Annotated in this window: 9 protein-coding genes and 1 other annotated feature; of the genes, 7 read left to right on the top strand and 2 right to left on the bottom strand. The window is 34.0% G+C overall.

Features of this window, described 5'->3' with window-relative positions:
• Nucleotides 1-117: 117 nt before the first annotated feature.
• Nucleotides 118-819, top strand: a complete 702-nt coding sequence (locus tag QO263_RS16780) for a response regulator transcription factor (protein WP_285623939.1) — start codon at nucleotides 118-120, stop codon at nucleotides 817-819.
• A complete protein-coding gene (locus QO263_RS16775; RefSeq protein WP_285623936.1) occupies nucleotides 812-2230 on the top strand; it encodes a sensor histidine kinase in 1419 nt (472 codons plus the stop codon). Before QO263_RS16780 ends, QO263_RS16775 begins: the two co-directional genes overlap by 8 nt.
• 408 nt (nucleotides 2231-2638) lie before the next feature.
• On the opposite strand, the gene QO263_RS16770 is transcribed toward QO263_RS16775, so the two are convergent.
• The gene (locus tag QO263_RS16770; RefSeq protein WP_285623933.1) at nucleotides 2639-3022 is read right to left on the bottom strand and encodes a P-II family nitrogen regulator; all 384 of its coding nucleotides are present in this window, start codon (nucleotides 3020-3022) and stop codon (nucleotides 2639-2641) included.
• 85 nt (nucleotides 3023-3107) lie between these two features.
• A complete protein-coding gene (locus tag QO263_RS16765) occupies nucleotides 3108-4244 on the bottom strand; it encodes a cation:proton antiporter (protein ID WP_285623930.1) in 1137 nt (378 codons plus the stop codon).
• 345 nt (nucleotides 4245-4589) lie between these two features.
• On the opposite strand from QO263_RS16765, the gene QO263_RS16760 reads away from it, so the two are divergent.
• From QO263_RS16760 to QO263_RS16740, 5 genes are all read left to right on the top strand, one after another.
• The gene (locus QO263_RS16760; protein ID WP_285623929.1) at nucleotides 4590-5903 is read left to right on the top strand and encodes a S1C family serine protease; all 1314 of its coding nucleotides are present in this window, start codon (nucleotides 4590-4592) and stop codon (nucleotides 5901-5903) included.
• A 297-nt stretch (nucleotides 5904-6200) separates the two neighbouring features.
• On the top strand, nucleotides 6201-6929 hold the full coding sequence (locus QO263_RS16755; protein WP_285623924.1) for a YetF domain-containing protein: 729 nt from the start codon (nucleotides 6201-6203) through the stop codon (nucleotides 6927-6929).
• 60 nt (nucleotides 6930-6989) lie between these two features.
• Nucleotides 6990-7222: a binding site (T-box leader), on the top strand.
• 147 nt (nucleotides 7223-7369) lie between these two features.
• Complete coding sequence (thrS, locus tag QO263_RS16750; RefSeq protein WP_285623921.1) at nucleotides 7370-9283, top strand: threonine--tRNA ligase; 1914 nt, start codon at nucleotides 7370-7372, stop codon at nucleotides 9281-9283.
• Nucleotides 9284-9520: 237 nt separating this feature from the next.
• The gene (locus tag QO263_RS16745) at nucleotides 9521-10228 is read left to right on the top strand and encodes a 16S rRNA (uracil(1498)-N(3))-methyltransferase (protein ID WP_285623919.1); all 708 of its coding nucleotides are present in this window, start codon (nucleotides 9521-9523) and stop codon (nucleotides 10226-10228) included.
• 115 nt (nucleotides 10229-10343) lie between these two features.
• Nucleotides 10344-14618: a 2-hydroxyacyl-CoA dehydratase gene (locus QO263_RS16740; RefSeq protein WP_285623917.1), complete on the top strand. Its 4275-nt coding sequence runs from the start codon at nucleotides 10344-10346 to the stop codon at nucleotides 14616-14618.
• Nucleotides 14619-14622: the final 4 nt, after the last annotated feature.

Raw genomic sequence — 14622 nt, 5'->3', positions numbered from 1 at the left:
TGAGTATAATTTCATAACTAATTATTACCCTATATTTAAGTATTATATCAAAAAGTTCACAATGAATGTTTTATTTGATAATATTAAGTTATGGATATGAAACGAGGTGATTTTATTATGTCTAATGATTTTGATAAGGTGCTAGTAGTTGACGATGATATAGAAATATGTAATATGATTGAAATGTTTTTGGTGAAAGAAAAGTTTCAGGTAGTAAAGGCATATGATGGTGAAGAAGCAGTAAAAAAATTCACTAGAGAAATGCCAAGTATAGTTATATTAGATATAATGCTTCCTAAAATGGATGGATACGATGTTTGCAGAGAAATAAAGAAGATTAGCCAAGTACCCATAATAATGCTTACTGCTAAAGGAGAGACCTTTGATAAAGTACTAGGTCTTAGACTTGGAGCAGATGATTATATGGTAAAGCCCTTTGATCCTGAGGAGCTTATTGCAAGAATCAGGGCTGTTTTAAGAAGAACTAATCCTAAAGAATATAGCAGGGGCGAAAAAATAATTTTTCCTTCATTGATGATAGATATGGATGATTTTAGTATAAGACTAAAAGATGAAGTCATTAACTTGCCAAAAAAAGAAATGGAGCTTTTATATTTTCTAGCCTCCAATCCTAACAAGTTATTTACAAGAGAGCAGCTCATAGAGCAGATATGGGGATACGACTTTCTAGGAGAAACAAGAACCGTTGATGTTCATATAAAAAGGTTGAGAGAAAAGCTGAAAGATGTTGAAGACAAATATGAGATAAAAACAGTCTGGGGAGTAGGCTACAAATTTGAGGTGAAGAAAGTTGTTTAATACAGTATTTAAGAGACTAGTATCCGTATATCTTGTTGTAATACTGATTATTTTTGCCGTACTAGGAGTATCTATGATGAAAATGTTTGAGAACTACTATTTTGAAAAAAAGAGTGAAGCATTGATTGCCGAGGGACAGAAGCTTAACTCTACAGTAATAAAGTATCTTAACAATCAAGTCACCTATGAGAGACTTGGAATAGAGATGGAATCTATAGAAAGATTTTTGAATGCCAAGATATGGATTATAGATAAAATGGGATATGTATATGGTGTTTCAAGTCGATCTGAGACAAAATGGATTGGAAGACAGCTTACGGAAGGTGATATTGTAAATGTGTTAAAAGGAAATGTTGTGGCTAAACGAGGAAGCTATGATGAATATTTTGGCGGACCAGTTATGACAGTAGGGATTCCCATATTCATAAATGGGAGAGTGGAGAATGGAATTTTTATGCACTCACCAATATATGAAATTAAAGAAACCTTGAATGAAACATATAAAATAATTATCTATTCAATGCTTATATCGATGGTCATTGCAGTAGTACTGCTTTATTTCATTTCTCAAAAGATTTCAAAGCCAATAAAAGAGATAAATGAAATAACTAAAGTCATAGCTTCAGGAGAATTTAACAAAAGGGTATCAATAATGTCAAAGGATGAGATAGGACAGCTGGCTATTTCATTTAATCACATGGCAGTAGAATTAGATAGACTAGAAGAAATGAGAAAGGGCTTTATAGCAGATGTTTCTCATGAGCTAAGAACACCATTGACACTAATAAAAGGGTATGTCAAAGGACTTATGGATGTACAGCTATCTGAGGAAAGAAAAGAAGAATATTTAGACATAATATATAAAGAGACAGATAGACTTACTGAGCTCATAAACAATCTGCTTGATTTATCTAAAATGGAGTCAGGAAAAAACATGTTAAATGTAGAGAAATTTGATATCAATGAGTTAATTAGAAGAAATATAATTAATTACAGCAATAAGCTTGAAGATAAGGATATTAATGTAGAAGCTAATTTTAAATTCGATCCTGTATTGGTAATGGCGGATAAAGAAAGTATTTCCCAGGTAATATCGAACTTAGTAGATAATGCAATAAAATTCATGAATAATGGTGGCTGTTTGTTTATTGATACTGACATAAAAGAAGATAAAGCCTTAATATCAATAAAGGATACAGGTATAGGCATATCAGAAGAGGATTTAAATAATATTTGGCAAAGATTTTATAAAGGGGACAAGTCAAGATCCAGACAAGTAAAAGGAACGGGACTTGGTCTTTCTATAGTAAAAGAAATAATAAAAAGCCATAATGAACAAATATGGGTAGAAAGTAAAGCTGGAGAAGGGACAGTATTTAGTTTTACTCTAAGCCTTTGTAATAATGAATGATTTGTGTCATCTAAAGAGTAAGTGGAGAAACAGAGAAATGTCATCCTGAGATTGGCAGTATAAGCCTTACCTACGAAGGGCTTTTCATAAAGGAACTGGAAATCAATAGATAAAAGGCTGGTCTTTTGTGATGGCTACTGAAAAAGTCTATTTTTGTTTGTCATTCTGAGATGCAGTCGAAGAATCTTATGTTTTCAATGCATGAGAGACGCTAGACTGTGTGTAAACTGTCACTCTGAGCGAAGCGAATGGGTCTCTAATAGCTTCAAATACAGATTCTTCACTGCGTTCAGAATGACAAAAACGTGCTGAATGTGAATTTTCACACAGTCTGACGCTTAGGATGACAAAAATGGCTTTTTCAGTGGCTCTCTTTTGAGCCAGCTTTTTATTTATCAAAGATATTTTCTATTTTTCTGTATTAGCATTACTATTATTCTTGACTCTACTTACACTGCCGCCTCTAGAAGTAATTACAGGAACAGCAAACATAATACCAGTATTTGGTTGAGACATATCCCCTCCACAGATTTTTTCTATTTCGTCCATGATAGTGTCTAGTTTTTCTTTCCCTTCAATTAAAGTAAACAGAGTTTTATTATTTGCAATATCCGCATCTAAAGATTTCATAATACCGCCAATAAGTGGAATCTCCTTACCAATACTACGTTTTAGCTTTCCTGCACCAACAGAATCAATAATTGTAGCACCGGTTATTCCGATAGCTTTCATCTTTTTCAATATTTCTCGTAAATATTCTGGACTATTAAATACCACAAATAAAACATACATAGCTAAACCCCCATATTAATATTTATTCTATCTGATGGAAACAGCATAAGTATCTTTATAACCTTATATTAATAATATACTAACTTTAGACGGTTTTTTCAAAAGATTTTTTTAATAAAGGTGGTGTAATCATAGTAGTAGCTACTATCATAAATATTATGGCAGCAAAAAGTCCCTTTGGAACAACTCCAAGCCTTAATCCAATATCGGTAACAATTAATGCAACCTCACCTCTAGGGATCATACCTAAGCCAATTTGTAAGGATTCTTTTTTACTGAACTTCAAAAGATTAGCTACAAAACCACAGCCTATAAGCTTGCCTAATACTGCTGCCAGCATTAGTACAATACCAAAAGTTAAGTCATTTAACATGTGGGAGATATCAACCTTCATACCAGTAACTACAAAAAAGACAGGTGTTAAAAGTAAATAAGAAAGCTCCTGCACTCCGTAAGATACTTTTTGCTTGAAAGGTGTGCTAGATAGTATTATACCAGCTATGTAAGCTCCAGTAATCGCAGCTACTCCCATTTCCTCAGATACAAAGGCAAATCCAAGACAGAATATCAAGCCTATTATAGTTACGTTTCTGGTAGTATTTTTGAGACTGAAAAATTTGTTTGCAAGCTTTACCACCAAAAATCCTAACCCCATAGCTAATATAAAGAAACCAAGTAGCTTTGCTATTACTAAAACAATATTTTGCCCTTCACTTGGATTAATAAATCCAGAAACCAAGGATAGCAATATAATGCCAATGACGTCATCTATAACAGCTGCACTAAGAATAGTTATACCTTGTTTAGTTTTTAATTTATTAATTTCTCTTAGGGTTTCTACAGTTATACTAACACTAGTAGCAGCTAATATTACTCCTATGAAAAAGCTTTCCTCAATATTGATCTTGAATAAAATACTTGCGCCCATACCCAAAATTATAGGTACAATAACTCCTCCTACTGCAATAGAAAAAGAAGCCTTTCCTGCTTCAATCATTTCATCAATATCTGTTTCTAATCCTGCAATAAACATTAAAAGCACCACACCTAAATCAGCTAAATGAGTAAAGGTTTCTGTGGGTTCAACTAATTTAAAAAGTGATGGTCCAATTAAAATACCAAAGATGAGTTGTCCTAACACGGCAGGTTGATTTAATTTTCTAGATATGTAACCTCCAAAAGCTCCTGCTGCTAAAATAATAGAAAGCTGATATAAAAACATAACCCATTCCCCCTACAATAATTGTCAGCGTAATATTTCACCATATACTGATATGGTTTTTCTTACGTTTGAAAGACATAATAACTTTATCAAAAAAAATTTGCCACATCAAATATTATATATGAACAAAATAGATATACAATGTAAGCATACAACAAAAAAAGATAGAAAAATCAGTAAATAAATGGTTATAATCAATAATATAAGAATAGCATTTATTTCTTGTGATTAAATTATGAATAAAAAACTATAGTGACAATTAATTTACAATTTGTTCATATTTTATTAAAATATTTTGTCTATAATATAATTAAAGAAGGGTAAGTAAATAAGGGAGGTTTTAATATGGATGACTATAATATGAATAATAATTATAATGATGATTCTAATGATAGCAATAGCCTAAACAGTAATTTTGGAACAAATGATGTCTTATATACAAACAATAATAATAGCCTAGATAAAAGCTATAGTACAAACAGTAGTTTTAACATGTATAACAGTGACAGCGAGAACAGACAATATGAAAAAAGGTATAAAAAGAGCAGATTATTAAATATTATACTTGCTTTCTTACTTATAGGAGTCATGATAGGAGGAGCATTTACCTATGGGATATTGCAATTCAATGGATTAGGCTTATTTAAATTTGCTGAAGCTACATCTCCAGATAATAATTCTGCCAATAATAATGCTTCTACAAAAAAATTGTTAAGTACAGATTGGTATACAAATCCAGTAGCAAAAGTAGCTGATGAAGTACTTCCATCAATAGTTATGATTAAGAACAAAGTAAATATCAACAGGGGTTTTGAAGTTCAACAAGTAGATAAAGGTACTGGCTCAGGAATCATATACAGAAAAGACGGATATATAATCACAAATCAACACGTTATTGATGGCGCAACAGAGTTAACAGTAACCTTACATGATGGAACTGAATATAAGGGGCGAGTATTAGGTCAAGATACAAAAACTGATTTAGCAGTAGTGAAGGTAGAAGCTAATAATCTTCCAGCAGCTAAAATTGGAGACTCAGACAATTTAATGGTAGGAGAGCTTGCAGTTGCAATAGGTAATCCAGCTGGTGAAGAATTTTCGGGAACTGTAACAGCAGGCATAATAAGTGCTCTAAATCGTTCCTTAAATATTGGAGAAAAGAAAATGAAGCTTATACAAACTGATGCTGCCATAAACCCAGGAAATAGTGGTGGAGCATTAGTTAACCAGAATAGCGAAGTAATAGGAATAAACAGTATAAAGCTTTCATCACCAGAAATAGAGGGTATGGGATTTGCTATTCCAATAAATGATGCACTTCCTATAATAAATGAATTAATACAAAATGGATATGTAAAACGACCTTGGATAGGAGTTGGCATACAGGGTATAACAGAAGTGGAATCAAAGCAGTATAATATCCCAGTTGGTATATATGTAGGGCAAGTATATTATAATAGCCCAGCTGAAAAGGCACAACTCAAACCTAACGATATAATAGTAAAAATAGATGAGATAAAGGTAGAGACAACAGAAGAACTATCACATATTATTGAAGGACATAAGTCTGGAGATACTATTAGGTTGACTATATATAGAGATGGGAAATATATGGATGTAGACGTAACCCTTGATGTAATGCCACCAACAACAAACTAGAAAAAATCCCTATATTCTAGTTTGATAATATATATAACCCCACAAACAAAAACAATAGAGGGAGTGATTGCGAAGAGTTCATAGTCACTCCCTCTATTGCTTTATTATTAAATCAACTCTTTCTTACTCAACACATAAAGAATTATATACCCTACAACAATAAACACTAAAGAAAGAACAACTTCAATAATTAACCTTTTCATCAAATTTCACCTCATGAAAATATCTATTATAGAATAGTATAGTCAACATAGGAGCAAAATATAGATGTCAATATTATTTAGGAGCTGATAGTAATTGAAAACAGTTATTGAAGTTATTGTGCAAACATTGCTGGCTTTTTTTTCAATATTATATATCACTAGATTGCTAGGAAGACAACAGGTATCCCAATTGACCTTTCATGAATACATAAATGGCATTACATTTGGTTCAATTGCCGCAACTCTTGCAACAGATGTTGACCAAAGAACCTGGCAGCATTTCATTGGATTAATATTATTTGGAGCACTAACTTTCTTAGTATCCTATGTAACTATGAAAAGCAGGACAATAAGCAAGGTTCTTGAGGGAGAACCATTAATAGTAATACAAAACGGAAAAATACTAGAAAGAAATTTGAAAATTGCTAGATACCATATGGATGAGCTAAATGGGCTTTTAAGAGAGGCGGGTTGTTTTTCACCTGGTGATGTTGAATATGGACTTTTAGAACCGAATGGAAAACTAAGCATAATTAAAAAAGGAGATAAAAGAACTGTTACACTAGGAGACTTAAACCTAGTGCCAAGTCCCGACACAATCCCTACAGAATTAATCATAGGAGGTCAAATTATTTATGATAATCTAAAGAAAATGAAAATAGATGGTAAAACGTTAATAAATAATCTAAAAATGTATGGAGTCAGTAAGATTGATGAAGTAATGTATGCCACCATAGATCATAGTGGAAACTGGTATGTAGATAAATTTGAAGACAAACTAGCTGAAAAACTTGATATGAGCGAAGATAATAAAGGTATTTAAAACAGAAAATGTCCTTGACATAATACTAAAATAAAAATATAATATATTAAAACCAAATAACATAAAGCATTGATAGGACGAGTAAATTAGTAAACGGTCTAAAGAGAGGGGACGCCGTGGCTGGAAGCAACCCCAGACTAGCCTAATTGAAAACTACCCTTGAGTTGTATCTGAAGCCAGTTTTCTGGATAAGGATTTCCGTTGATGACGTTATAATCATTTAAGTGGGATTTTTATTTATTAAAAGTTCTAATTAGGGTGGTACCGTGGGATTAATAGCTCTCGCCCCTAGATAATATATCTGGGAGCGAGAGCTTTTTTAATTTATAAAAGAATATTATATGTCATTCTGAGACGCAGTCGAAGAATCTATTTTCTAAAAGCTAGACCCTTCGCTGATACTCAGGGGGACAAAATTAATAATAAAAGGAGGTAACAAAATGTCAAAAATAAATATTAAGCTGCCGGATGGCTCGGTTAGACAGTACGACAGGGGAGTAAAGGTCATAGACATAGCAAAGGACATAAGCGAAGGGCTTGCGAGAGTGGTTTTAGGAGCAAATGTAAATGGAAATTTACTTGGACTGAATGATGAAGTAGACGAGGATGCAGACGTACAATTATTAAAATTTGAAGACGAAGGCGGACGTGAGGTATTTAGACATACTAGTGCTCACATATTGGCTCAAGCCGTAAAAAGACATTTTCCAGATGCAAAGCTAGCTATAGGCCCTGCAATTAAAGACGGATTCTATTATGATATAGATGTGGAGCATAGATTTACACCAGAGGATTTAGAAATACTAGAAAAAGAAATGGCTAAAATAGCAAAAGAAGATTTAGAAATTAAGAAATTCGTCCTTTCAAGAGATGAAGCATTGGAATTCGTAAAAAAATCTGACGAAAAGTATAAGGTAGAGCTTATAGAAGATTTACCAGAGGATTCTGTAATTTCATTTTATCAGCAGGGTGAGTTTGTAGATTTATGTCGAGGACCTCATCTACCAAGTACTAAGAAAGTAAAGGCTATTAAGCTAACAAGTATAGCAGGAGCATATTGGAGAGGGGACGAAAAAAGACCCATGCTCCAAAGAATATATGGAACATCCTTCGAAAAACAAAAAGACTTAGATGCATATCTGGATTTCCTTGAGGAAGCAAAGAAAAGAGACCACAGAAAATTAGGCAAAGAGCTTGACTTATTTAGTATGCATGGAGAAGGACCCGGATTTCCATTCTACCATCCAAAAGGAATGGTATTATGGAATACTATACAGGACTTCTGGAAAAAAGAGCATATCAAAAGAGGATATGGAGAGGTCAAAACTCCACTCATATTAAATGAACAATTGTGGCATCAATCAGGACACTGGGATCATTATAAGGAAAACATGTACTTTACAACAATTGACGAAGGACAATATGCTATAAAGCCTATGAATTGTCCAGGTGCAATGCTTATATACAAGTCCCAGATGTATAGCTACAGAGATTTGCCCCTTAGATGGGCTGAATTAGGTCAGGTACACCGCCACGAACTAGCAGGAGCATTACATGGACTTATGAGAGTTAGAACATTTACTCAAGATGATGCTCACTTATTCATGCTGCCAGAGCAGGTTAAGGAAGAACTTATAAAAGTAATAGATTTAGCTGACTATATGTATCAAATATTTGGTTTTAAATACCATGTAGAGCTTTCCACAAGGCCGGAAAACTCTATGGGAACAGAAGAACAGTGGGAAAGAGCTACAGACAACTTAAGAGAAGCGTTAGAGGAAAAGGGTATTGATTATATTATCAATGAAGGCGATGGGGCATTTTACGGCCCTAAGATAGATTTCCACCTAGAAGACAGTATAGGACGTACTTGGCAATGCGCTACCATACAATTAGACTTTCAAATGCCAGAAAGATTCGACTTAACATATATAGGCCAAGACAATGAGAAGCATAGGCCAGTTATGATTCACAGAACTATATTAGGAAGTATGGAAAGGTTTATTGGTGTATTAATAGAGCATTATGCAGGAAAATTCCCTGTATGGCTATCTCCAGTACAAGTAAATGTATTGCCAATATCAGATAAATTCAATGAATATGCTTATGAAATTCAAAACAGGCTTCAAGATAAAGATATAAGAGTTGAAGTCGATGCAAGAGCAGAGAAAATAGGCTTTAAAATAAGAGAGGCCCAGCTTGCAAAAACTCCTTATATGCTAATAGTGGGAGAAAAAGAAGCAGAAAACAACCTAGTATCTGTAAGAGTAAGAGACGAAGGTGATATTGGGCAGATGGCAGTAGGAGATTTTATAGCAAAAGTAGTTAAAGAAGTAGAGGAAAAGAAAAAATAGATAGGAAAAAATAAGAAGGCAACCGAAAGGTTGCTTTTTTTTACTAGTTAAACAGCAGTAAGGCAGTAGATAAATAATTGCTATTCAATTCTTAGATTTTAATTGCTTTAATAATTCGCGATTTTCATTTTTAAATTCTCAATTATTCTTGTTGTTTACATTTATATTAAGTGGTACAATATAATATACTTATATATAGGAAGAAACTCGTCGAAAAAAACAAAGGAAGGGCTTCAGATGAACCTAATAATCTTATTTGAAAAGGATTTTATTACAGAAAATAAAGTTAGATTAAAAGATAGAAGATTAAAGCATGTATTAACTGTTCACAGGGCAAAATTAGGAGATACTCTGAGAGTTGGATTAATAAATGGTAAAATGGGTAAAGGAATGATTATAAAGCTAAATGAGGAAGAAATGGAAATGGAGGTGGAGCTATCAGAACCTAATCCACCACCGTTAAATGCTCAGCTAGTTCTTGCTATGCCTAGACCTAAGGCATTAAAGAGAATAGTCCAAGATGTAACAACTATGGGAATAAAAAAAATATACATCATTAAAACCTGGAGAGTTGAAAAAAGCTTTTGGAATAGTCCAGTTTTAGAGGAAGACAGCTTATTTGAAAATATGATATTAGGTTTAGAGCAGGGGAAAGATACAATACTTCCTGAGATAGAGGTAGTTAAGCTTTTCAAGCCTTTTGTGGAAGACCGCATCCCAGATATAATAAAAGGAACAAGGGCAATAGTAGCTCATCCTGTCCAAGATACGGAATGCCCAAGGAGCATAAAAGAGCCAGTGACCTTAGCCATAGGACCAGAGGGAGGATTTATTCCCTACGAGATAGATATGCTAGTAAAACAGGGATTTGAAGTAGTTAGCCTAGGGGAAAGAATACTTCGAGTAGAGACAGCAATACCAGTGATATTGGGGAGACTTTTTTAGATAAAAAAACAATTTGTGGTACAAGCTATATTATTGTGATCAGTTAAATATAATTGTATAATTGTAAATTCTATTAAAAATCTTACTTCGCATGATGCATGGAGGGAAAAGTAAAATGAACAGTGTACTAAATGTTGGACTAGATGTAGGTTCAACTACAGTAAAGATGGTTATATTAGATGAGATGGCCAATATTTTATATAAAAAATATTCAAGACATTTTTCAGACATAAAAAACACAGTTATTTCAATGTTTGAAGATGCAAAATCTATCTTAGAGAGAAATAGGATTACAATGATGATTACTGGCTCAGGAGGACTTTCTATTTCTAAAAGATTGGACGTGTCATTTATACAGGAAGTCATAGCTTGCACCAATACAATTGAAAGCTATATTCCATATACAGATGTTGCAATAGAATTAGGCGGAGAAGATGCAAAGATAACTTATTTGGGAGATTCTATTGAGCAAAGAATGAACGGAACCTGCGCTGGTGGAACTGGGGCATTTATAGATCAAATGGCTGCCCTTTTGCAGACAGATGCAGAAGGACTGAACAACCTTGCAAAAAACCATAGAACTATATATCCAGTAGCATCTAGATGTGGTGTTTTTGCTAAGACAGATATTCAACCATTATTAAATGAAGGTGCTGATAAGGAGGATATTGCGGCTTCAGTATTGCAGGCTGTAGTAAATCAGACCATAAGCGGTTTGGCACAAGGTAAACCCATAAGAGGAAATGTAGCTTTTCTAGGCGGGCCTTTGTTTTTTATGTCTGAACTTCGAAAAAGATTTATCGAGACTTTAAACCTAGAAGAGGACAATGTAATATTTCCTGAAGATTCACAATATTATGTCGCCTTAGGAGCAGCTCTATCCTCGAGAAATGAAGACTCAATTCCCTTTGAATGTCTATATGAAAGAGTACCTGATATAAATAGAATGGACACAAATGAAGAAAACAAGTTAATGTCATTATTTGCTGATGAAAACGAGTATAACGAGTTTAAAGAAAGGCATAGTAAGCATAAAGTCAGGAGAGTATCAATAGAAGATTATACTGGAAACGCATATCTAGGCATAGATGCGGGCTCCACTACTACAAAGGTAGCCTTAATAGATGAGAATGGAGGCTTATTATATTCTTTTTATGGAAGCAACATGGGTAGTCCATTGCAATCTACAATAGATGCATTAAAGGATTTATACAGCAAATTAGATGATAAAATAAATATAGTAAATTCAGCAGTTACAGGGTATGGAGAGCATCTAATAAAATCTGCTTTAAGAATAGACATTGGAGAAATTGAAACAGTGGCACACTATAAGGCTGCAGAATTTTTCCTTCCAGGAGTAGACTTTGTACTAGACATTGGAGGGCAAGATATGAAGAGCTTAAAGGTTCATGACGGAGTTATAGATTCTATTATGCTTAACGAAGCATGCTCCTCTGGCTGTGGCTCATTCATAGAAACCTTCGCCAATTCATTAAACATGGAGGTGAAGGATTTTGCAAAGGCAGGCCTGAGCTCAAAACATCCTGTAGACTTAGGTACCCGTTGTACCGTGTTCATGAATTCAAGAGTTAAGCAGGCTCAAAAAGAAGGGGCTGAGATCGGCGATATATCAGCAGGTATATCTATATCAGTAATTAAAAATGCATTATATAAGGTAATCAGGCTTAGAAGTGCTGAAGATTTAGGTGAAAAAATAGTGGTTCAAGGCGGAACCTTTTACAATGAAGCAGTACTAAGAGCTATGGAGATTATAGTAGGTAAGGAAGTAGTTAGACCTGATATAGCAGGAATAATGGGAGCTTTTGGAGCTGCATTAGTTGCAAAAGAAAGGTATAATGCGGGATACCAGACTAAGCTACTAATGAATGATGAATTAAAGGTTTTTACATCTGAAACATCCATGAGACGATGTGGATTATGTGGAAATAACTGCTTACTGACAATAAATCATTTTTCTGATGGACGTGAATATATATCAGGAAACAGATGTGAAAGAGGAGCAGGTATTGAAAAAGCTGAAAATGATATACCTAATCTTTATGAATATAAATACAGCAGACTCTTTAGCTATAAGCCTTTAAAGCTAGAAGAGGCTAAGAGGGGAACCATAGGTATTCCTAGAGTATTAAATATATACGAGGATTATCCTTTCTGGTTTACATTTTTTACAGAACTAGGATATAGGGTAATATTATCTGGACGTTCCTCAAAAAAGATTTATGAGCTAGGAATGGAAACCATACCATCAGAATCAGTATGCTATCCTGGTAAGATGGTCCATGGACACATTATGGATTTATTAAATAAGGGGATCAAAAAGATATTCTATCCTTGTATAGCTCATAACATAATTGAGGATGAGACAGCAGGCAATCACTACAATTGTCCTATAGTCACATCTTATCCAGAAACTATAAATGCAAACATAGATGAATTGAAAGAAGACATTATTACCTTCTACTATCCATTCTTACCTATAGATGATTCTAAAAGACTTAAGAAAAGGGTACACGAAAAGCTGGCAATGGAAGGCTTAGGTAAAAGAGAAATATCTAATGCTGTAGATAAGGCATATATGGAGCTGGAGAAATATAAAGAAGATGTCAGAAAAAAAGGTGAAGAGGCAATTAAATATATAGAAAAAAACAATATTAAGGGCATACTACTGGCAGGTCGTCCATACCATATAGATCCAGAGATAAATCATGGTATACCAGAGATGATTAAATCCTACGGATTTGCGGTTATTTCAGAGGATGCAATAAGTCATTTAGCTAAAACAGAAAGACCAACTAGAGTAGTAGATCAATGGGTATATCACTCAAGAATGTATAGAGCAGCCACATACGTAGCTAAACGAAAAGATATAGAATTAGTTCAGCTGAATTCCTTTGGTTGTGGACTAGATGCCGTAACTACAGATCAGGTACAAGAGATATTAGAACGCTTTGGGAAAATATATACTGTAATTAAAATAGACGAAATAAATAACTTAGGGGCAGTTAGAATACGTATTCGTTCCTTAATGGCGGCAATAGCTGAAAGAGAAAAGAGAGATTTTGAGCCTGTAGAGCTGCATAGTATTCCAACAAGAATAATATTTACGGAGGAGATGAAAAAGACCCATACAATTCTATCTCCACAGATGTCGCCTATTCATTTTCAGTTTTTACAGACTGGATTTAGAAAGGCAGGATATAATGTTGAAATACTGCCATCAGTAGACAAAAAAGCTATTGATGAAGGACTGAGATATGTTCATAATGATGCATGCTATCCTTCTATTATAACTGTAGGGCAGATAATGGAGGCTTTAAAATCTGGAAAATATGATTTAGACAATACATCTGTTATCATATCTCAAACTGGAGGAGGATGTAGAGCTACAAATTATATTGCATTTATAAGAAAAGCCTTAAGAGATGCAGGCATGGAGAATATACCTGTGATTTCTCTTAATGCAGTAGGACTAGAAAAGAATCCAGGATTTAAAATAACTATCCCAATTCTAAATAATCTACTAATGGGTATGACATATGGAGATTTACTAATGAGAGTTCTCTATAAAGTAAGACCTTATGAAAAAGCACCAGGCTCTGCAAATAGGCTTTATGAATACTGGGTAGACAGGTGCATACAAACCCTAGAAAAAGGGACTCGAAAAGACTTTATACGAAATATATATGATATAGTAGAGGATTTTGATAATCTTGAGATTCATGAAGATGTGATTAAACCGAAAGTTGGAGTAGTTGGAGAGATACTAGTTAAATTCCACCCTACTGCAAACAACGATATAGTAGATATATTGGAAACAGAAGGTGCAGAGGCAGTAGTTCCAGATTTAACAGACTTTTTCTTATATACTGCATTCAATAGCAAAACAAAATATAAAGAACTATCAGGACCTTACAAGGGTTCATTGTTGGCTGATATTTCGATAGGAGCAATTGATTATTATAGAAAAGACATGAAAAAAGCTTTAGCTAACAGCAAAAGATTTACACCTCCTGTATCTATAGAAGAGCTTGCAGAAGGGGCAGAGAGACATTTATCCTTATGCAATCAAACTGGAGAAGGATGGTTTTTAACTGCTGAAATGGTAGAGCTGATAAATAGCGGAGTACCTAATATAGTATGTCTACAGCCTTTTGCCTGCCTTCCTAATCATATTACAGGTAAAGGTATGATAAAGGAGCTTAGAAGGGCATATCCTGAGTCAAATATAGCAGCTATTGACTATGACCCAGGCGCTAGCGAGGTCAATCAGCTTAATCGTATAAAATTAATGCTATCAGTGGCTTTTAGAAATCTCAATAAAGAAAATGAAGAAAAAGGTCATCAAGAAGAAGCAGCTTTAACTCATTAAAATA

The sequence above is a fragment of the Proteiniborus sp. MB09-C3 genome (assembly GCF_030263895.1).
Classification (GTDB): domain Bacteria; phylum Bacillota; class Clostridia; order Tissierellales; family Proteiniboraceae; genus Proteiniborus.
Note: the sequence above shows the minus strand (reverse complement) of the source record. Positions and strands in the feature narration are given on the sequence as shown.